This window comes from Streptomyces sp. TLI_053 (assembly GCF_900105395.1).
Classification (GTDB): Bacteria; Actinomycetota; Actinomycetes; order Streptomycetales; family Streptomycetaceae; genus Kitasatospora.
Genome location: NZ_LT629775.1, coordinates 9,287,069 through 9,305,773 on the forward strand (window position 1 = coordinate 9,287,069; position 18,705 = coordinate 9,305,773).

Below are 18,705 nucleotides of genomic sequence, written 5' to 3' on the forward strand. Positions count from 1 at the left end.
CGGGCGGCTTGCACGCCGTCCTGAACTTAGGTTAGGTAAGCCTAAGCAAGTTGAGCACGACCGGAAACGAGGAACGAACGTGGGCATCACCAGACGACAGCTGCTGTGGGCCGGTGCCGGTGCGGGGGCGGCCGGTGCGCTCGCTGCCTGCAGCAGCGGAAAGAGCGGATCCACGGACGCCGCGCCCTCCGGCGCCGGCTCCCAGCAGCCCCGCCCGGGCGGCACGCTGAAGATCGGCGCGCTCGGCAAGGCCTCCGCCGTCACCCGCGACCCCCACGGCACCCAGGCCAACGAGAGCGACTACCTCATTCTCAGCCTGGTCTTCGACACCCTCGCCGCACCCGGGGTGTCGACCAACACCGCCCCGCGCCTGGCCGCGTCCTGGAAGCCCTCCGACGACCTCCGGACCTGGCGCTTCACCCTCGCCGACGGCGCGACCTTCCACGACGGCACCCCGGTCACCGCCGAGGACGTCGTCTGGTCGCTCAAGCGCCTGCGCAACACCCCCTCCGGCAAGAGCCGCCTGCCCGGCATCCAGCCGGAGAACATCACCGCCGAGGACGCGAAGACCGTCGTCCTGGTCTCCGACTACCCCAACGCCGAGCTGCCGCTGCTCACCCGGCTGACCACCTTCGTCCTGAAGAAGGACACCAAGGACGACGCGATCGCCGACGCCCCCGGCACCGGCCCGTTCAAGCTCGACTGGTACCGCGACGGCAACGCCCGCCTGGTGCGCAACGACAACTGGTACGGCGGCAAGGCCCTCCTGGACGCCGTCGAGGTCCGGCTCTTCGAGAGCCCCCAGGCGATGGCCAACGCCCTGCTCGCCGGACAGATCGACGTCGCCTCCAACGTCGGCGCCGTCGCCGCCCGCACGGCCGAGGCCCGCAAGGACGTGCAGATCGTCCGCCGTCCCAACGACATGGCGATGCCGATCGTGATGCGCACCGCCGACGGCCCGTTCGCCGACCCCCGCGTGCGCGAGGCCCTCAAGCTCGCCGTCGACCGCGACGCCATGGTCAAGCAGGTGCTCTCCGGCTACGGCACCGTCGGCAACGACATCCTCGGCACCGGCGACCCGGCCCTCGCCAAGGACCTGCCGCAGCGCACCCGTGACCTCGCCAGGGCCAAGCAGCTGCTCGCCGACGCCGGGTTCGACACCGCGAAGACCTACGACCTGATCACCACGGAGGACATCGCCGGACTCGCCGAGTCGGCGACCCTGTTCGCCACCCAGGCCCGCGAGGCCGGGGTGAAGATCAACGTGGTGAAGCAGGACTCCAAGATCTTCTGGGACGCCACCTGGCTCAAGGCGCCGCTCTACACCACGTACTGGGGCACCAACGACTCCGTCGTGTTCTTCGCCTCCAAGACGATGCTCTCGGACGCCGGCCAGAACGAGAGCGGCTGGAACGAGCCCTCCTTCGACGAGACCTACCGCCGGGCGATGGGAACCGTCGACGCCACCGAGCGCGGCAAGCTGCTGCACCGCCTCCAGGAGATCGAGTTCGCCGGCTCCGGCTACCTGCTGTGGGGCATGGCCGACGGCATCGACCTCGCCGGCGCGGCCGTTCGCGACCTGCCCCGCCTCCCCGGGTACGGGCGCGTCCAGCTCGAGAAGACCTGGCTGGCGCGTTGACAGCGCTCCGCCCGGCCGGCGTCCACCCGCCGCGCAGCGTCCCGGCCCGCGTCCTCCCCGGCGCGGGCCGGGTCGCCCGGCAGGCCGCCCGGCGGCTGCTGATGCTCCTCGTCCTGCTCGCCACCGTCTTCGCCGCCGTCGAGATCCTGCCGGGCGACGCCGCCGGTGCCACCGCCGACCGGGGCGTCACCGCCGCCGACCTCACCGCCCGCCGCAACGCCATGGGCCTGGACCGGCCGGTGGCGGAGCGGTTCCGGGACTGGATGACCGGCCTGCCCACCGGGGACCTCGGCACCACCGCCCGCGGCCAGCACGTCACCGACGTCCTGGCCGGCCCCTTCCCCAACACCCTCCTGCTCGGCGTGCTCGCCCTCGCCCTCAGCACCGCGGGCGCCCTCGCCCTCGGCGGCTGGGCCGCGCTCCGCCCGGGCGGACGCACCGACCGGGCCGTCGACACCCTGTCCACCGCGGCCTTCGCCCTGCCGGAGTTCGTCGTCTCCGTCGGCCTGCTGCTCCTGCTGTCCCAGTGGACCGGGTGGCTGCCCGCCGTCACCCTCACCGGAGCCGACGGCAGGCCCGAGTCCTGGACGATGATCGTGCTGCCGCTGCTCTCCCTGACCCTGCCCCAGATCGGCTGGAACACCCGGATCGTGCGCGGCGCGCTCGCCGACCAGGCCGCGCTGCCGCACGTGCGGGCCGCGGTCCTGGACGGCCTGCCCCGCCGCCGGATCCTGGTCCACCACATGCTCCCCGGAGCCCTGCCGGCCGTCGCCGTCGGCATCGCCACCTCCACCGGCATGCTGCTGGGCGGCACCGTCGTCGTCGAGACCCTCTTCAACTACCCGGGCATCGGAGCCGTCCTGGCCGGGGCGATCACCGACCGCGACACCCCGCTCGTCGCCGGGGTCGTCGCCGCGGCCGGCGCCACCATCAGCCTCCTCCTGCTGCTCGCCGACCTCGTCCGCACCACCGCCCTCGGGGAGCAGCACCGATGACCTCCGTCCGCCCCGGTCCGACCGGCGCCCCCGCCCCCGCCCCCGCCCGAGCACGCGGCCGCCGGGTCCTCCTGCGCGCCGTGCCCGCACTCCTGCTCGTCGCCCTCGCCCTCGCCGGGCCGCTCCTCGCCCCGCACCCGATCGACACCCCCGTCGCCTTCCCCTACGCCCCGCCCGGGGGCGACGCCCCGCTCGGCGGCGACCAGCTGGGCCGGGACGTCCTCAGCCGCCTCCTCACCGGCGGCGCACCCCTGATCGCCACCGCCCTGGCCGTCGCGCTCGTCGTGACGGCCGTCGCCACCGCCCTCGGCATCGCCGCGGTGCTGCGCCCCGCCCTGGGCCGGTGGATCGAACGCGCCGCCGACCTGACGATCCTGCTGCCCTCCGTCCTCGCCATCATGCTCGTCGCGCTGGCCTGGCCCGGCGGCGGACGCCTCGCCGTCGCGACCGCGGCGACCGTGCTCGGCATCCCCTACGCCGTCCGGATCGTCGCCGCCGCCGCGGCGCCCCTCGCCACCGCCGGTTACGTCGAGGCCGCGGCGGCGGGCGGCGAGAACCTCTGGCACCTGACCGTCCGCGAGGTCCTGCCCAACCTGCGCTCCACCGTGCTGGCACTGTTCGGCCTGCGCTTCGTCGAAGGCGTCTACATCGTCTCCGTCGCCGCCTTCCTCCAGCTCGGACCCCAGCCGCCGGAAGCCGACTGGGCACTGATGATCCGCGAGAACGCCGCCGGACTCACCCTCAACGTCTGGGCCGTCGGCGCACCCTGCCTCGCCATCGGCCTGCTCGCCGTCAGCGTCAACCTCGCCGCCGAGGCCCTCGCCCCCGCCCGCCCCACCCCGGAGACCCCGCTGTGAGCGTCACCACCACCGCCGCCCGCGCCACCGGACTGACCGTCACGCTGCACGGCACCGCGCTGCTCACCGACGCCACCCTCGCCCTCGTCCCGGGCCGGGTCACCGCCGTCACCGGCCCCTCCGGCGCGGGCAAGACCACCCTGCTGCACGCCCTCGTCGGCGCCCTGCCCCTGGACGCGCGGGTCGCCGCGGGGGACCTCACCGTCCTTGGCCACGACATCCTCGCCCTCCCCCCGGCGGAACTGCGCCGACTGCGCCGCCACCGGCTCGCCCTGGTCGGCCAGGACCCCGGCTCCGGCCTCAACCCCCGGATGCGGGTCGGACGGATCATCACCGAGACCGCCGCCGACCGCCGCGCCGCCTCCGTGCCGGAACTGCTCCGGGCGGTCCGCCTGCCGGTCGGCGAAGGGCTCGAGAACCGCCGCCCCGGTTCGCTCTCCGGCGGCCAGCAGCGGCGGGTCGCCCTCGCCCGGGCCCTGGCCCGAAGGCCCGCGATCCTGCTCCTCGACGAACCCACCGCCGGCCTCGACGCCGACCTGCGCGACGACATCGCCGACCTGCTTCGCGACCTCGCCGACCGCGACCGTCTCGCCGTCGTGCTCACCAGCCACGACCCCGACTTCGTGGCGCGCTGCGCCGACGAGGTCCTCGCCCTGCGGCCCTCGCACCTCCCGGTGCCCGCCGCACGGAGGGCGGCCCCGGCGGCGGCCGCCGGACCCGTGGTGAAGCGCGTCACCGGGCCGGTGCTGGAGGTGGCCGCGCTCACCGCCCGGGTGGGGACCGGCCGCGCCGCCCGGGAGGTCCTCACCGCCCTCGACCTCGGGCTGGCCCCCGGCACCCTGACCGGGGTCACCGGCCCGTCGGGCTGCGGCAAGACCACCCTGCTGCGCTGCCTCGCCGGTCTGCACCGCCCCGAGGCCGGTGGGGTGCTGCTCGGCGGCGAAGCGCTCGCCCCCACCTACCGGCGTCGCAGCCGCGAGCAGCGACGGCGCGTGCAGCTGGTGCCGCAGAACCCCCTCGGTGCCCTCAATCCCGCCCGCACCGTCGGTGCCACGCTCGCCCGGCCGCTGAAGCTCCACTTCGCCACGGCCGCGGACCGGTGCGAGGAGCGCGTCGCGGAGCTGCTGACCGCGGTCGGCCTCACCCCCGACCACGCGCACCGTCGTCCGCACGAACTGTCCGGCGGGCAGCGCCAGCGGGTCTCCGTCGCGCGCGCCCTGGCCGCCGAACCGGACGTCCTGCTCTGCGACGAGATCACCTCGGCCCTCGACGCCGGTACGGCCGAGGGGATCATGGCGCTGCTGCGCGGGCTGCGGGACGAGCGGGGCCTGGCGATCGTCCTGGTCAGCCACGACCTTCCGCTGGTCTCCGCGCACGCCGACACCGTTCTCCCGCTCGGCGGCGCGGAGCCGTACCCCGACACGCCACGGGGGCCGGCCGGGGCGCCGGTGCCGGACCGGGCCTGAGCCGGGGTCGCGCTGCGCGGTGCGGCGCGTCGGTTCCCGCCGGGGTGAGCGCCCGCCGGGGTCAGCTCCCGGCGGGGTCGTACGTGGCGGGGGCGTACCCGGCGGAGAGGTACACCCAGGCCGTGGTACCGGAGGCGAGCAGCACCTCGTGGCGGGCGTAGTCGTCGACCTCGTACTCGTCCGCGGCGGCGAGCTCCTCGTCGGTGATCGCGAAGACCGTGCCCCCGACCGCGTCCCCCGCCTCCGTCGACGGGAGTACCAGGGGGTGCCGGTCGGTGCCGCTGGCGGCGATCACCGCGGGGTCGGTGATCTCGATCGTGGTCAGCCGGAAACCGGGCAGGGCGTCGGCCCGTCCCTCCAGCAGCCGGCCGAAACTGCTGAGCTGCACCTGCTCCAACTGCAGCGTGCCGTAGGAGAAGAGACGCTGGGTTGCCGTTCCGGACATGGGTTCGCGACCTCCGGGTCGTGCAGGCGGGGCCTCGATCCTAGAGCCTTCCTCCCGCCGCCACCGGCGGCGGGGTCCGCCCCGGTCGATTCGGAGGGGAACACGATTCACCGGCATCGCATCTGCTGGTCATTTGGAAGAAATGACAAGCATCTGCCAGGTGTTTTACTTATCGGCCCTCGCGGATGCAAGATTCTCCCACGGGGCTGGCGGAGCCGGGGAGAACGGCCCCGGGCCCTCGCGGCACCCGGTCGGGACCGAAGGAGGCCTGGAGTCATGAACGCACGCACCCGGGACGGCAGCGCCGGAGACGTCGACTACGGCGCCATCGGGTCCGGCTACTCCTCCTACCGCCGGCCCGACAGCCGGGTGGCGCAGGTCATCGCCGAGGCCCTCGGCGGCGCGCTGACCGTGCTCAACGTCGGCGCCGGTACCGGTTCCTACGAGAGTGCCGCCCGGGTCGTGACGCCGGTCGAGCCGTCGGCGTCCATGCGGGCCGGCCGCCCCGCCCACCTCGCCCCGGCCGTCGACGCCGTCGCCGGGGACCTGCCGTTCGAGGACGGGGTGTTCGACGCCGCGATGACGCTGTTCAGCGTCCACCAGTGGGAGGACGTCGCGGCGGGCCTGCGCGAGATGCGGCGCGTCACCAAGGGCCCGGTCGTCGTGCTGACCTGCGACCCGCGGCTGGTGCGCGACTTCTGGCTCCACGAGTACGCGCCCGAGGTGCTGGACACCGAGGCCCGCCGCTACCCCCCGATCGAGGCACTGGCCGCCGCCCTGGGCGGCAGCGTCACCGTCCGGCCGGTCCCGATCCCGCTCGACTGCACCGACGGCTTCAACGAGGCGTACTACGGCCGCCCGGAGATGCTGCTCGACCCCGCCGCCCGGCAGGCCTGCTCGGCCTGGAGCTTCGTCGACGACGGCGTGCGCGAACGCTTCGACCGCGGGCTCCGCCGGGATCTCGAGTCCGGCGAGTGGGAACGCCGCTTCGGCCACCTGCGCACCCGGGCCGCCTACGAAGGGTCGCTCGTCCTCGTGCGCGCGACCCCGTGAGCGCGACCCGGACCCCGAACCCGACCCCGTGACACCCGATCTCAGGAACAGGAACGGCACCGTGGGAGAACCCGACCGGATGGACGAGCAGCTGCGCGCCCTGGGGCTCGTCCAGGCGCAGGCCAAGGCCGAACGCCTCTTCGCCGAGGTCGAGACGCGCCGCCTGGTGGCCCCCGGCCGCGGCGAACGCGAGGTCAGCGACCTGGTCCGCGACCTCGCCAACGACATGTTCGGCACCACCAAGCACTGGCACAAGCGCATCGTCCGCTCCGGCCCGCACACGCTGTTCCCCTACCAGGAGAACCCGCCGGACCGGCTCATCGGCGAGGACGACATCGCGTTCGCCGACTTCGGCCCGATCTTCGAGGAGTACGAGGCGGACTTCGGCCGCACCTTCGTCCTCGGCGAGGACCCGCACAAGCACCGCCTGCGGGACGACCTGGCCGCGGTGTTCGACGGCGGCCGTGCGGCCTTCCACGCCGATCCCGACGTGACTGGCCGTCAACTGTACGCGCACGTCGAGCGGCTCGCGGCCGAACGGGGCTGGGCCCTGGGCGGCTGGCACGCGGGCCACCTGGTGGGGGAGTTCCCGCACGAGAGCGTCGACGGCGCCAAGGCCGAGTCCTACATCACCCCGGACAACGAGCACCCGCTGCGCCGCACCGACCGGGCCGGCTGGCGCTGCCACTGGATCCTGGAGGTCCACCTCGTCGACGAGCGGCGCGGTTTCGGCGGCTTCTACGAGCAACTCCTCGACCTCGCCTGAGCTTCGCCTGAGCTCCGGCGGTGCCGGGCCGCCCGGTTCGTCGGGTCCATCCGGTTCGTCCGGATATGATCCGACCATGATCAATCTTGACGCCCGTACGGTGGTCTTCGACATCGACGGCACGCTCTGCTTCGACGGCCGGACGATCGATCAGCGGATCCTCACGGCGATCGACGCCTGCGAACGCGCCGGTCACCGGCTGGTGTTCGCCTCCGCACGGCCCGTCCGTGACGTCCTTCCCGTGCTCGACGGCGCCTTCCCGGCCGCCACCCTGATCGGCGGGAACGGCAGTCTGGTCTCGGTCGGCGGCCGGGTCAGGGCGCGGGCCGCCTTCGAGGCCGGCGCGTTCGGCGCGCTGATGGAGGCGGTCGGGCACTACGGGGCGAGCTACCTCGCGGACGGTCCGTGGGACTACGCCTACACCGGGCCCGAGGACCACCCGATCCGCGGTCGGGTCGACCAGGGCCGGCTGGCCCGGCGGGTCGACCTCGACGAGCTCCCCGAGGTGGTGAAGTTCCTCGTGGTCGGCGCCTCCGACCTGGCGGCCCTCGCCGACGCCGGTCGCCGTCTGGGACTGACCGTCAACCACCACCTCGACGAGGCCATCATCGACTTCGCGCCGGGCTCGACGACGAAGTGGGAGGCCCTGACGTCGATGGGGATCACCGACTACGCCGCCTTCGGCAACGACATCAACGACTTCGACCTGCTGCGCAACGCCGAACGGGCCGTGCGCGTCGGATCCCACCCCGGCCTGGACACCGTCGCCGGGACGACCGTCCCCGCCGACCCGGCGGCCGTCGCGGCCGAGATCTCCCTGCTCGCCGAGGCCGCCCGGGCCGCCGCCGGCACCACCGGCCGCTGAACCCCGCCCGTGCTCTGCCGGGCTACCCGACGCGGGGCGCCTTCCGGCGGCCGAGCAGCCAGCCGATCAGGGCGAGGATTCCGGCGAGCGGGCCCAGGAAGGGCGCGGGCGTGGTGTGGAAGACGGTGCTGCCGAGCACACCGGCCAGCTGCCAGCCGCAGGTGAGCACGGCCGCCAGTGACAACCAGTGCAGGCGGTCGTCCCGCGCCACGGTGAACGGCAGTACCAGCACGGACACGGTCTGCACCAGGTACCCGTACTGGAACCAGCTGAAGTACACGGTGTCCCACCAGGTCACGGCCGGGGGGCCGTCCGTGAACTCCCGGCGGAACTCCAGGAAGGTCGGGTCCGAGAAGCCGGAGGGCCACCACGGCCACACGTAGAGGCCGATCAGCGTGAGCAGCGTCGCGGCGACCGCGAGCCCCACAGGGGCCCCCTTGCCGGGAGGAGCGGGTTCGATCAGCGGCATCATGATCCTGTTCTCTGCGGGCCGGCGTGCTGTGAGTGGTGTTCCCGCGCCCCCGTCCGGGCCCGGACGGGGGCGCGGGTGCGCGAGTGGACCCCGCCGGGGTACCGGACGGTGCGGTCCGCATGCAGGAGGAGGCCGACCAGCGCGCCGGCCGACACCGGCGCGCCGAGCACGGCCGCAGCGCGTCCGGCGAACCCGGTGTGCGAGCGCAGCCACACATCGAGCACCGGCGTCAGGCCGCAGTACGACGCCGCCCGGACGAGGTCACCGTCCACGATCTGCGCCACCCACCGGCTCTCCCGCATGCACCCCAGGATCCCGCCCCGGCCGTACCGCCGGAACGGATCCGACCGGCGGTCACCGAACCGTGACCGCCGCCACCGGGCGCGGCCCCCGATCCGGATCCGCCTGATCCGTTCCGGCGGCGCCTCGGCACCTCAGTACCTCGGCACTCCGGTGCCCAGGCGTGCGGTCCGGGCCGGACCCCGGTGCCCGGACCGCACGCCGCGTGCTGCCGCGCGTCAGGCCGTTCGGCCCGGCGGACGGAAGTTGACGCGTTCGCTGACGACGGGGAAGCCGGCCCTGGTGAAGTTCGCGGCCATGGGGTGGTTGGTTCGGTCGGTGGCTCCGGTGATGGATTCGGCGCCGTGCTCGACCAGGGTGCGGGTGCACTCGGCGAGCAGGTCGTAGGCGTAGCCGCGGCCCCGGTGCCCGGGGAGGACGCCGATGAAGCCGATGGTCGGGCCGGAGGGGTTGTGGGCGGGGACGTGGATGCCGGCGAGTTCGCCGTCGGGGGTCCGCGCCGTCTGCCACCACTCCCGCGGGGAGGGGCACCAGTGGAAGAAGTCCAGCTCCTCCTGGGCGGCCCGGTCGAGGCCGCCCTCCGCGATCGCCTTCAGTGCGTGCGCGTCCAGGGTGGCGGAGTGGATGCGGCGCAGGGCCTCGAAGAAGACACCGTCGTCGGGTTCGGCCTCGAAGCGCAGGCGTCCCGGGCGCTCGGGCAGGCCGCACTCCGGGGTCCAGCGGTACAGGAAGCGCTCGACCAGGAGTTCGTACCCGGCGGCCCGGGCGGCGCTGAAGCGTGCCTCGGCGGCGGAGCGCGGCTCGGCCCGCTCCCGCCAGTCGCCGGGCAGGTTGATCTCGAGTTCGACCTGCCAGGGGGCGGAGCGCAGGAGTTCGGCCCCGGCCTCCTCGTGACCCTCGGCGACGTCGAACCAGTTGATGTTGACGGGCTCCGCGTCCTCCGGGCCGCCCCACCAGGCGCCGCGGGCGACGACCTCGCCGCCGCGCAGGGCGACACGCTTCCAGTCGGGGCGGAACGTGGTGCGTCGGTGGCCCTCGCGGGCGCCCAGGGGGTCGGGGTGTGCGTCGAACAGGTGGGTGTCGCTCGCGGAAAGCGTGCGGATGACCGTACCGGTCATGAATTCCTCCGGGATGCAGGCTGCGTGAGCGCTCCCGGTCAGGACTGACGAAGTACGCCGGGACAGCGGGAGAGGGAGCGCTGGAAAGGTATGGACTGCACGGCACTCGCCTCCTTCCGTTCGTCTCGCGGCGTGGCGCCACCGTACGTGATCGTCCGTCGGTCCGTCCACGGATTTTCCCGGGCCGGCCACCTGGCGGAGGACGGCCCGCGGCGGCACGGACGCGCGAGGTCCCACAACGCATCCCGCCAATGGGTAAATTGGTGATGATTGGGACAAAATCCATGATGTGTGCGTCCACCCGCAGAAGGCCTGACCGCCTTCGGAAAGGGCCCCCATGTACCCCGCTCTCACCCCCGCCGTCCTCGCCGAGCTGCGCCGCCCGAGGCCGTACCCGGCCGTGTCGGTCCTGATGCCCACGCACCGCCGGGAGCCCGACAACGCGCAGGACCCGGTCCGGCTGCGCACCCTCGCGGCCGCGGCGAGGAAGCGGATCGAGGAGGATCCGGAGGTTTCCCGCGCCGTCCGGATCGATGTCCTGGAGCAGCTCGACCGGGCGCTCGCCGAGGTCGACCTGGTGCACGCCGAGGAGGGCCTGGCGATCCTGGTCGCGCCGGGCGAGCACCACGTCTGGTCGCTGGGCCGGACCGCGCCCGCCCGGGTGGTGCTGTCCGACACCTTCCTGACCCGCAACCTGGTGGCCGCCCAGGCGGCCGAGCGGCCGCACTGGGTGCTCGCGCTCGCCGCGGACCGGGTGCTGCTGTGGGGCGGCAACAGCGAGCGGGTGGCGGAGGACACCCGGCACGGCTTCCCGCTGGTGCGCCAGTACGAGAACCCCGACCCGGAGCGGCAGGAGCGGATCGGCGACAAGCCCAGCACCTTCCAGGACGAGGAGACCAAGATCTTCCTGCGGCAGGCGGAGACCGAGCTCGGCAAGGTGCTGGCCGCCGACCCGCGCCCGCTGTACGTGGTCGGCGAGGCGGCGGCCCTCGCCCTGCTGGACGGCGCCGGGCCGATCGTCCGCGGCGCGACCGCGCAGATCCCGCACGGCGGCCTCGCCCAGGCGGACGCCGAGACGGTCCGCAAGGTGGTCGAGCCCGCCGTCCGCGCGCACGCGGACGCCGGGGTCTCCGACGCCCTCGCCCGCCTCGACAAGGCCCGCGGCCGCCAGGCCTTCGCGGCCGGGCTGGACGAGGTCTGGCAGAGCGTCGCCGAGGGGCGGGTCGCCCAGCTGGTGGTGGAGGAGAACTTCCGGCTCACCGTCCGCGACGAGGGCGACCACCTGGTGCCCGCCGAGGCCGAGCAGCCGGGCGCGCGTGAGGACATCGTCGACGAGGTGATCGAGCGCGCCCTGGACACCGGCGCCCAGGTCTCCTTCGTCCCCGACGGCACCCTCTCGGACGCCGGCCGGATCGCCGCCGACCTGCGGTACTGACCCGCCCCCGGCTCCCGACCCCTCCTCGGTCCGTCCGCCGCCGCGCCGGGGAGAGGTCGGGGCCGGGCCGAGGAGAGGTCGGGGGCCGGCCCGGTCGGCCCGCGCGGTCCGCTGCCTCAGGCCGTCGGCCGGGACGCTGTCCCGCCCGCGAGGCTCGCACCGGGCGCCGGAGCGGCATCGGTGCGGGCGGCCTCGGTGCCCCGGGGTGGCGCAGTGGATGCGGCGGCGCCGGGCCCGCGTCCCCGTCGGGCCGTGGCCGCCGCCGTCCCGGTCGCCGTCGCCGCCAGCGCGATCCAGGCGGCGCTGTAGCCGCCGGTGGTGTCCCGCAGCAGGCCGAGGGCGGGCGGGGCGAGGATCACGGCCACCTGGTTGACGGCCATCACGAGCCCGAGCGCGAAGCCGGTCCGGCCGGGCGGGGCGGCCTCGGCCAGGTGCGCGACCCAGGGGCCGTACCAGCCGATCCCGAAGAAGCCCAGCCAGGCGAAGAGCACGGCGGCCGCGAGCGGATGCCCACCGAGCGGGGTCGCCAGGGCCACCAGCGCGGCCGCCGCCGCGAGCATGCTCGCCAGGACCGGCCGGTAGCGGCCCGCGCGACTGCGGTCGCTCCACGCCGCGAGCCCGATCCGCCCGACCGTGCCCGCCATCTGCGCCGCCACCAGGACGGCACCCGCCGCACCAGCCCCGAGGTCGGTCACGTCGTGCAGGTACAGCGCGCCGAGCACGCCGATGCCGCTGTGCACCGAGACCATGGCCGTACCCGACAGCAGCGCCTTCACCGTCGCGGGCTCGCGCAACAGCCGCAGCCGGTCGCCGAGCGGTGCCGTCGCCGGCGCGGCCGGCACCGGCTTCGCCGGGCGCCCCGCGACCGTCCCGGGCGGGCGGCGGTAGAGCACGGTGAACGCCACCGCCCCCGCCAGTGCGACCAGCCCGCCCACCAGCACGGCGACCCGCCACCCGGCCGCGGCGGCGACCAGCGGCAGCACGGCCACCGCGACCGCCCCGCCCAGCGGCAGCCCGGCCTGCCGCACACCCATCGCGAACCCGAGCCGCGAGGGCTCGAACCAGGCCGCCACCGACTTGCTGCCGCCGGGCTGGATCGTGCTGTACCCCGCTCCGACGACCAGCAGCACCACGAGCAGTGACGCGTACCCCTGGGCCAGGCTCCCCGCCAGCAGGCCGACGGCGACGACCCCGGCGCCGATGCCGACCACCCACCGTTCGCCGTACCGGTCCAGCAGCTCGCCCGCCACCAACAGACCTATCAGTGGCACCAGTTGGGAGGCCGAGAGCAGTAGCCCCAGCCGCGTCGTACTGAGGTCGAGCGCATTCTGCAGGGGTACCGCCATCGCCCCGATTCCCTGGACGAAGAAGCAGCAGGCGGCCTGGGTGAAGGTGGCGACCCCGAGGACCGTCCAGCGGTACGGCAGCGGGGACGGCCCGCCCCGGACGTCGGCGTGATGACTCATGCCGATCAGACTGCTGTAATGGTCTTATGCATCTCAACCCTTACGGCGAGGACGCCGTCAACCTGGCCGCCGAGTTGGCGAACGAGCGGCCGAGGAGCGTCGACGAACTGGTGGACCGCTGCCGTGCGGCCGGACTGGTGGTCGAGGGACCGTTCGCGGCCGACGACCTGACACACGTGCACGCGGTGCTGGACGCCTGGGAGGCCGTCGTCGACGCCACCGACGAGCGCGAGCGGGCCGCCGGACTGAACCTGATGCTCGCCGCCGGCACGGCCCACCCCCGGCTCACCGACCACACCGGCGACGGCTGGCACCTGCACTACCGGGACGACGACCTGCCGCTCGGTGCCCTGCTGTTCTCACTGATCGGCGTCGGCACCGCGCTGCACCTGGTGGGCCGCGGCATGCACCGGCTCGGCCGGTGCGCCGTCGCGGAGTGCGACACGATCTTCGCCGACACCACCCGCACCGGCCGGCGCCGCTACTGCTCGCAGCGCTGTGCCAACCGCGACGCCGTCCGCCGCCACCGGGCGAACCACCCGTCCGCCGCCTGACCGCCCGCCCGGGCGCCGCGGACCGGGGGCGCCGTCGCACCCCTGCCCGTCAGGTCGGCACACCCGTGCGGTCCGCGCGCGGGCTCGGCACCGGCTCCCGCTCCGACAGCCGCAGGCGCAGCCGCCGCGGCCGGTAGACGGTGGCGAGCGGGACGGCGCGGACATCGGCGTCCGGCTCCGGGTCCAGCCGCCAGCGGGAGAGCACGGTGGCGAGGACGAGGGCCGCCTCGGTCCGCGCGTACAGGTCGCCCAGGCACTTGCGGGCCCCGGCGCCGAACGCGGTGAACGCCTGGCGGGCGAGCGGCGACTCCTCCTCGGGCAGCCAGCGGTCGGGGCGGAACTCGTCCGGCCGCGGGAACGCCTCCGGATCGCGGGCGACGGCGGCGGGACTGAAGACGAGGGTGGAGCCGACCGGCAGCGGGACGCCGGCCAGCTCGGTGCCGGTGGTGGTCAGACGCGTGAAGAGCCAGCCGGGCGGGTGGAGCCGGAGGGTCTCGGTGACCACCCGGCCGGTCAGGGGGAGGGCGGGGAGGTCCTCCCAGCCCACCGGGCGTCCGCCGAGGACGGTGTCGATCTCCCGGTACAGCTCCTCGGCGACCTCGGGGTGCCGGGACAGCCGGTGGAAGGCCCACACCAGCGTCGCGGCCACGGTCTCGGTGCCCGCCGCCATCACGGTGATCACCTGGTCGTGCACCTCGGCGTCGCTCAACCGGCCGCCGTCCTCGTCCCGGGCCGCGAGCAACGCGCCGAGCAGGTCCGGGGTCGCCCCGGCCGCCGACCCGGGGGCTCCCTCGTACCCGGCGATCAGCCGCTGGGTGACCTCGTGCAGCTGCCGCAGCGCCGCCCGGTAGCGCCGGTTGGCCGGCGTCGGCAGACGGCGCAGCGACCTGGGCAGGAACATCTGCCGGAACAGCCCGTTCAGCACCGTGTCGAAGGCCCGCTCCACGCCCCGGGTCAGTTCCTCGTCGAGCGCGGTCGACCAGAGCGTGCGGGCCACCACCCGCAGCGCCAGCCCGTACAGCTCGGGGAACGCCTCGATCACCTGGCCGTCCTGCCAGCGTGCCGTGGTGGCCTCGATCTCGGCGTGCATCGCCCCGGCGTAGTGCTGCAGCTGCGGGCGGGTGAAGGCGCTCTGCATCAGCCGCCGCTGCCGGCGGTGGTCCCGGTACGGGCAGGTGACCAGGCCGTTGCCGGCGACGTCGCGGGCCCGGTCGTAGAAGACCCCGCCCTTGTCGTAGACCTGGTCGCCGGTCAGCACCCGGCGCAGCAGTTCCGGATGGCACGGCACGTACGCCGTGGACGGGCCGATCCTGATCCGCACCAGGTCGCCGTGGGCGGCCAGCGAGGTCATGAACCGGACCGGGCTGCGCATCATCTGCCAGGCGTGGCCGGCTCCCGGCACCGCTCCGGGGGCCGTCCCGACCACGAACCTCTGCTCCGCCACGCGTTCCTCCTCGTCCCCGGGACCGCACCGCACCCGTTCGGCGGTTTGCCCCGGGTACTGCATCGGCCGATCGGGGCGCGGGGTGAAGCCCGGCGGGTCCGGCGGCCCGGCGGACGCTCGGGACCGGCGGACACCCGGGCCCGGCGGACGCTCAGGACCGTTCGATCAGGACCGTTCGATCAGGCGCGCGACGCCGTCCAGGATGCGTTCCAGTCCGAAGTCGAGCGGGTCGTCGCCCTGGGGGTGGAACGCACCGGCGTCGATGGCCGCGGCGAGGGCCGGGAACCGGTGTCCGTGGCGCTCCAGCACCTCGGCGGCGAGCCGGTTCCACTCCGCCTCGCCCTCCTCGTCCGCGTGCACGAGCTGCTGGGCGAGACTGCGGATGTGGCCGATCACCAGGAGGAAGGTGTCGTGCTGCTGGGCCGGGGTCAGTCCGGTCGGGGCGAGGGCGGCCAGGGCGGCGTCGAGCCAGGCGAGCTGGTTGGGGCCCATCAGCTGGCGCCGCACGGCGGTGGCGGTGAGGATCCACGGATGCCGGCGGTACAGCGCCCAGCACTGGCGGGCCCACTCGGTCAGCTGCTCGCGCCAGCCGGCCGGGTCGCGGACGCTCGCGGGAGGCGTGCCCAGGGCGGAGTCGACCATCAGGTCGACCAGTTCGGCCTTGCCGGGGAAGTACCGGTACAGGGCCATGGTGGTGACGCCCAGCTCGGCCGCGACGCGCTGCATCGAGACGGTGTCCAGGCCCTCGGTGTCGGCGATCCGGATCGCGTCGACGACGATGCGCTCCGCGGTCAGTGAGGGCTTCGGGCCGCGCCGGGGCTGATCCTGTTCCCCCCAGAGTAGCGCCAGGCTCGCCCGGGGGTCGCGCTTCTTCTCCCTGCTCGCCGCCATGTGTGCTTGCTCCTCGCCGGATCCGGTGCCTTCGACGTTGCGTCGACGTCGGCGTTGACGCTCTTTCAGAACTGTGTATAACATAAACTCAATTGCTTACTCGATACACAGTTCAAGGGGTCGCTCATGCTCGCCACCGTTCTCCTCGCCTCCGCCGCCGCCCTCGCCACGCCCGTCGCGGGCGCCCTCGGTCACCGTCGGCTCAAGCAGGCCGCCGGCGCCCGCCTGATGCGGATCGACAGCCCCCGCGGCATCGACGAGCAGGGCTTCGTCCGGATCGGCGGGATCGAGCAGTGGATCTCGGTCCGCGGCGAGGACCGGGGCAACCCGGTCGTGCTGGAGATCCACGGCGGCCCGGGCGCCTCCAATGCGATCCACGGCCCGCGCACCCGCGCCTGGGAGAAGCACTTCACCGTCGTCCGCTGGGACATGCGCGGCACCGGCAAGACCCTCGGCCGCTCCGGCGCCGCGGGCCAGGGCGAGATCGGCTTCGACCGGATGTTCCAGGACGCCGTCGAGGTCACCCGTCACCTCCGGGCCGAGCTCGGGGTCGACCGCGTCGTCCTGCTCGGCAACTCCTTCGGCAGTGTCTTCGGGCTGCGCCTGGCCCGCCGGCACCCCGAGCTCTACTCCGCCTACGTCGGCACCGACCAGAACATCCACGACGCCGGGCGCGACGACACCACCCACCGCGCACTGCTCGCCCGGCTGCGCGGCGCCGGCAAGCACAAAGAACTCGCCGTGATCGAGGCGCTCGGCACCGACACCCGGACGTGGACCGCCGAGCAGTACGGGGCCTACGCGAAGATCGCCGCGAGCAGCGACCCGCTGACCCTCGCCACCATGAAGTCCGTGGTCATGAAGTCGCTCTGGCTCTCCCCGCTGCACTCACTCGGCGACCTCGGCGACCTGGGCAGGGGCATGAAGCTCTCCGCGCGGATCCTGCCCGCCACCGCCGGCTTCGACGACTGGGCCGACGGCACCGCCTTCGACCTCCCGTTCTTCGTCTTCCAAGGGGACCGGGACGTGCTCACCCCCGCCGACCGTGCCAAGCGCTTCTTCGACGACGTGCGGGCTCCGCACAAGGAGTTCGCCCTGATCGAGGACGCCGCGCACTTCGCCTCCTTCCGTCGCCCCGACCGCTTCCTCGAGCTGATGCTGGCCAAGGTGCGGCCCGTGGTCGTGGAGGACCGCGAGCCCGCCGCGAGCTGCTGACACCGCGGCGTACGGACCGTCAGGCCCCGCCGGATCGGCCCTCGGCCGACGCCCGGCGGACGCGGTAGCCCCAGCGCGTGAGCGACCGGACCACGGCCGCGGCGCCGACGGGGTTGGCGCTGTGGACGAGCACCTCGCCGATCCGGAACGGCCGCCCGTCGAAGGCGGCCTGCTCCAGCAGGGTCACCACCGGCATGACGGTGTCGTCGCCGCCGAGATCGTGGTCGAGCCAGAGCTCGTCCACGTAGCGGTCACGATGCTCCTCCAGGAGCCGGACGCCCTCCCGGCTGGTGCGGGCGATCCGGGTCGCTTGGGGGAGCGGCCGCAGGTCGTCCACACCGAGGACGACGGGTCCGGGCGCGGCGGAAATGTCTTTCACCGGATCATTGTGCGGAAGGTAGCGTGACATTCGCACATCAATTTGATCAGTGCATCAGCGTCGGTTCGACGGTTCGACGGGGGAGGGGTCGTGAGCGCGGCAGAAGCTGCCGTCCCGGCACGGGTGACGGCCGAGGAGCGCATCGCCGCGGCGGTGGGCGCGACGATCCCCAACGGGGCGTCGGCACCCGGCGCTCCCGGGCGCCGCAGCCGGACGACGGGTCGCGAACAGGCCGGTGACGTGCGGAAACTACACTGGCCGAGGGCGCGGCCGCCGTGGGGCCGGGAGTGACGGGGGGTCAGCCGGTGTGGTCGACGATGTCCAACGCGGGGATGCCGGCGGCGGAGCGGTTCGAGTGGTTCACCGACACGGTCTCCCGCGGCGTGGTCCCGGTGACGGTCAGCAGCCCGCAGGCCGGCGACTTCGAGGCGGAGGCGGCCTTCCTGGGCCTCGGCCCGGTCGACGTGTCGATCCACACCCACCCGGCGCTGCGTTCGCGCCGGCCGGCGGCCCTGACCCGGCGCAGCGATCCCGAGCAGTACCAGCTGGCCCTGGTCTCCGGTGAGAACCCGATGTGGATCTCCCAGCGCGGCACCGACTCCGGGCCGGCCGGTGGCGACCTGGTGCTCTGGGACACCTCGCGGCCGTTCGAGGCCGGGACGCGCGACGAGCACGGGACCAGCCGCTGCCTCGTCCTGCACATCCCCCGGAAGGAGTTCCCGATCAACCCCGACAAGGCCGACCGTCTGCTCGCCCGGCGGATCCCCGCCCAGCGCGGGACGGGGGCGATCCTGGTCCGCTTCCTCACCTCCCTGGGCGAGCACGCCGCCGAGTGCGGGCCGGAGGAACTGGGGCGGCTGGGCGCGATCGCCCGGGACCTCGCGGCCGTGTGTCTGGCCGAGCACGCCGACGCCTCCCGGGAGGTCGAGGCCGGGGCACGGGCGCGGGCCATGCTCGAGCGGGTCAAGGCGTTCATCGAGCACAACCTCGACGACCCCGCTCTCGCGCCCGGCACGATCGCCGAACGCCACCACATGTCCCTGCGCTCGCTGCACCTGCTCTTCCAGGACGAGGAGGAGAGCGTCAGCAGACTGATCCGCCGTCGCCGCCTCGAACGCTGCCGGGCCGACCTCGCCCGGCCGGAGCTGGCCCACCAGTCGGTGCGGGACCTCGCCGCCCGGTGGGGCTTCGCGAACGCGTCCGCGTTCGGCCGGGCGTTCCGTGAGACGTACGGGCTGACGCCGCGCGACCACCGCCGGCTGAGCGTCACGGGCGCGCTTCCGGAGCGCTGACCGCACCGGGCCGCCGGGGCGGAACCCCGAGCGCGAGAGCGGGTGCCGGTGCC

The 18,705-nt window shown here is 74.2% G+C and carries 19 protein-coding genes; 11 read left to right on the forward strand and 8 right to left on the reverse strand.

Annotated features, from left to right (window positions below; translation table 11 throughout):
• The first annotated feature begins 79 nt into the window (after nt 1-79).
• Genes BLU95_RS38555 through BLU95_RS38570 form a run of 4 tightly spaced genes read left to right on the forward strand, consistent with a single transcriptional unit; the run spans nt 80 to nt 4,957 of the window.
• Nucleotides 80-1,639: an ABC transporter substrate-binding protein gene (locus tag BLU95_RS38555; RefSeq protein ID WP_093864107.1), complete on the forward strand. Its 1,560-nt coding sequence runs from the start codon at nt 80-82 to the stop codon at nt 1,637-1,639.
• Nucleotides 1,636-2,634, forward strand: coding sequence for an ABC transporter permease (locus tag BLU95_RS38560; protein WP_286158607.1), 999 nt, complete (start codon nt 1,636-1,638; stop codon nt 2,632-2,634). The genes BLU95_RS38555 and BLU95_RS38560 overlap by 4 nt, the downstream gene beginning before the upstream one ends.
• A complete protein-coding gene (locus BLU95_RS38565) occupies nt 2,631-3,491 on the forward strand; it encodes an ABC transporter permease (RefSeq protein ID WP_093864108.1) in 861 nt (286 codons plus the stop codon). The genes BLU95_RS38560 and BLU95_RS38565 overlap by 4 nt, the downstream gene beginning before the upstream one ends.
• The gene (locus BLU95_RS38570; RefSeq protein WP_093864109.1) at nt 3,488-4,957 is read left to right on the forward strand and encodes an ABC transporter ATP-binding protein; all 1,470 of its coding nucleotides are present in this window, start codon (nt 3,488-3,490) and stop codon (nt 4,955-4,957) included. Before BLU95_RS38565 ends, BLU95_RS38570 begins: the two co-directional genes overlap by 4 nt.
• A 61-nt stretch (nt 4,958-5,018) precedes the next feature.
• Here BLU95_RS38570 and BLU95_RS38575 read toward each other — a convergent pair whose 3' ends face one another.
• Entirely contained in the window at nt 5,019-5,402 is a 384-nt protein-coding gene (locus BLU95_RS38575; protein ID WP_093864110.1) for a gamma-glutamylcyclotransferase family protein, read from the reverse strand.
• A gap of 276 nt (nt 5,403-5,678) precedes the next feature.
• On the opposite strand from BLU95_RS38575, the gene BLU95_RS38580 reads away from it, so the two are divergent.
• From BLU95_RS38580 to BLU95_RS38590, 3 genes are all read left to right on the forward strand, one after another.
• Nucleotides 5,679-6,455: a class I SAM-dependent methyltransferase gene (locus BLU95_RS38580; protein WP_093864111.1), complete on the forward strand. Its 777-nt coding sequence runs from the start codon at nt 5,679-5,681 to the stop codon at nt 6,453-6,455.
• A 79-nt stretch (nt 6,456-6,534) separates the two neighbouring features.
• On the forward strand, nt 6,535-7,221 hold the full coding sequence (locus tag BLU95_RS38585) for a M24 family metallopeptidase (protein ID WP_093864112.1): 687 nt from the start codon (nt 6,535-6,537) through the stop codon (nt 7,219-7,221).
• Between the two features lie 76 nt (nt 7,222-7,297).
• A complete protein-coding gene (locus BLU95_RS38590; protein WP_093864113.1) occupies nt 7,298-8,086 on the forward strand; it encodes an HAD hydrolase family protein in 789 nt (262 codons plus the stop codon).
• Nucleotides 8,087-8,108: 22 nt separating this feature from the next.
• Here BLU95_RS38590 and BLU95_RS38595 read toward each other — a convergent pair whose 3' ends face one another.
• From BLU95_RS38595 to BLU95_RS38605, 3 genes are all read right to left on the reverse strand, one after another.
• Nucleotides 8,109-8,558: a hypothetical protein gene (locus BLU95_RS38595; protein ID WP_159425200.1), complete on the reverse strand. Its 450-nt coding sequence runs from the start codon at nt 8,556-8,558 to the stop codon at nt 8,109-8,111.
• Nucleotides 8,555-8,860, reverse strand: coding sequence for a hypothetical protein (locus BLU95_RS38600; RefSeq protein ID WP_093864115.1), 306 nt, complete (start codon nt 8,858-8,860; stop codon nt 8,555-8,557). The genes BLU95_RS38595 and BLU95_RS38600 overlap by 4 nt, the downstream gene beginning before the upstream one ends.
• Before the next feature lie 216 nt (nt 8,861-9,076).
• Complete coding sequence (locus tag BLU95_RS38605; protein WP_093864116.1) at nt 9,077-9,976, reverse strand: GNAT family N-acetyltransferase; 900 nt, start codon at nt 9,974-9,976, stop codon at nt 9,077-9,079.
• Between the two features lie 337 nt (nt 9,977-10,313).
• Between BLU95_RS38605 and BLU95_RS38610 the strand changes: the two genes are divergently transcribed.
• Nucleotides 10,314-11,411 carry a baeRF3 domain-containing protein gene (locus tag BLU95_RS38610; protein WP_093864117.1) on the forward strand — a complete coding sequence of 366 codons (1,098 nt, stop codon included), beginning with the start codon at nt 10,314-10,316 and terminating at the stop codon, nt 11,409-11,411.
• A gap of 116 nt (nt 11,412-11,527) precedes the next feature.
• Here BLU95_RS38610 and BLU95_RS38615 read toward each other — a convergent pair whose 3' ends face one another.
• A complete protein-coding gene (locus tag BLU95_RS38615) occupies nt 11,528-12,877 on the reverse strand; it encodes an MFS transporter (protein WP_093864118.1) in 1,350 nt (449 codons plus the stop codon).
• A 26-nt stretch (nt 12,878-12,903) separates the two neighbouring features.
• On the opposite strand from BLU95_RS38615, the gene BLU95_RS38620 reads away from it, so the two are divergent.
• Complete coding sequence (locus BLU95_RS38620; RefSeq protein ID WP_093864119.1) at nt 12,904-13,431, forward strand: CGNR zinc finger domain-containing protein; 528 nt, start codon at nt 12,904-12,906, stop codon at nt 13,429-13,431.
• Between the two features lie 49 nt (nt 13,432-13,480).
• Here BLU95_RS38620 and ptlI read toward each other — a convergent pair whose 3' ends face one another.
• Together ptlI and BLU95_RS38630 are read right to left on the reverse strand one after the other, a co-directional pair.
• Nucleotides 13,481-14,875: a pentalenene oxygenase gene (gene ptlI / locus BLU95_RS38625; RefSeq protein WP_231978112.1), complete on the reverse strand. Its 1,395-nt coding sequence runs from the start codon at nt 14,873-14,875 to the stop codon at nt 13,481-13,483.
• A gap of 165 nt (nt 14,876-15,040) precedes the next feature.
• Entirely contained in the window at nt 15,041-15,766 is a 726-nt protein-coding gene (locus BLU95_RS38630; protein ID WP_093864121.1) for a TetR/AcrR family transcriptional regulator, read from the reverse strand.
• A 126-nt stretch (nt 15,767-15,892) separates the two neighbouring features.
• On the opposite strand from BLU95_RS38630, the gene BLU95_RS38635 reads away from it, so the two are divergent.
• Nucleotides 15,893-16,981: an alpha/beta fold hydrolase gene (locus BLU95_RS38635; protein WP_093864122.1), complete on the forward strand. Its 1,089-nt coding sequence runs from the start codon at nt 15,893-15,895 to the stop codon at nt 16,979-16,981.
• Nucleotides 16,982-17,000: 19 nt separating this feature from the next.
• Here the strand turns inward: BLU95_RS38635 and BLU95_RS38640 are convergent, their stop codons facing one another.
• Nucleotides 17,001-17,360: a cyclic-phosphate processing receiver domain-containing protein gene (locus BLU95_RS38640; protein ID WP_231978113.1), complete on the reverse strand. Its 360-nt coding sequence runs from the start codon at nt 17,358-17,360 to the stop codon at nt 17,001-17,003.
• Between the two features lie 317 nt (nt 17,361-17,677).
• On the opposite strand from BLU95_RS38640, the gene BLU95_RS38645 reads away from it, so the two are divergent.
• Complete coding sequence (locus BLU95_RS38645) at nt 17,678-18,652, forward strand: AraC-like ligand-binding domain-containing protein (RefSeq protein WP_093864124.1); 975 nt, start codon at nt 17,678-17,680, stop codon at nt 18,650-18,652.
• The last annotated feature ends 53 nt before the right edge of the window (nt 18,653-18,705 follow it).

What these genes read in the sequence shown, in the direction of transcription:
- BLU95_RS38580 (WP_093864111.1), top strand. Translation starts at nt 5,679, where the DNA reads ATGAACGCACGCACCCGGGACGGCAGCGCCGGAGACGTCGACTACGGC.
- BLU95_RS38610 (WP_093864117.1), top strand. Translation starts at nt 10,314, where the DNA reads ATGTACCCCGCTCTCACCCCCGCCGTCCTCGCCGAGCTGCGCCGCCCG.
- BLU95_RS38585 (WP_093864112.1), top strand. Translation starts at nt 6,535, where the DNA reads ATGGACGAGCAGCTGCGCGCCCTGGGGCTCGTCCAGGCGCAGGCCAAG.
- BLU95_RS38590 (WP_093864113.1), top strand. Translation starts at nt 7,298, where the DNA reads ATGATCAATCTTGACGCCCGTACGGTGGTCTTCGACATCGACGGCACG.
- BLU95_RS38630 (WP_093864121.1), bottom strand. Translation starts at nt 15,766, where the DNA reads ATGGCGGCGAGCAGGGAGAAGAAGCGCGACCCCCGGGCGAGCCTGGCG.
- BLU95_RS38615 (WP_093864118.1), bottom strand. Translation starts at nt 12,877, where the DNA reads ATGAGTCATCACGCCGACGTCCGGGGCGGGCCGTCCCCGCTGCCGTAC.
- BLU95_RS38565 (WP_093864108.1), top strand. Translation starts at nt 2,631, where the DNA reads ATGACCTCCGTCCGCCCCGGTCCGACCGGCGCCCCCGCCCCCGCCCCC.
- BLU95_RS38575 (WP_093864110.1), bottom strand. Translation starts at nt 5,402, where the DNA reads ATGTCCGGAACGGCAACCCAGCGTCTCTTCTCCTACGGCACGCTGCAG.
- BLU95_RS38645 (WP_093864124.1), top strand. Translation starts at nt 17,678, where the DNA reads ATGTCCAACGCGGGGATGCCGGCGGCGGAGCGGTTCGAGTGGTTCACC.
- BLU95_RS38620 (WP_093864119.1), top strand. Translation starts at nt 12,904, where the DNA reads ATGCATCTCAACCCTTACGGCGAGGACGCCGTCAACCTGGCCGCCGAG.
- BLU95_RS38595 (WP_159425200.1), bottom strand. Translation starts at nt 8,558, where the DNA reads ATGATGCCGCTGATCGAACCCGCTCCTCCCGGCAAGGGGGCCCCTGTG.
- BLU95_RS38605 (WP_093864116.1), bottom strand. Translation starts at nt 9,976, where the DNA reads ATGACCGGTACGGTCATCCGCACGCTTTCCGCGAGCGACACCCACCTG.
- BLU95_RS38635 (WP_093864122.1), top strand. Translation starts at nt 15,893, where the DNA reads ATGCTCGCCACCGTTCTCCTCGCCTCCGCCGCCGCCCTCGCCACGCCC.
- BLU95_RS38600 (WP_093864115.1), bottom strand. Translation starts at nt 8,860, where the DNA reads ATGCGGGAGAGCCGGTGGGTGGCGCAGATCGTGGACGGTGACCTCGTC.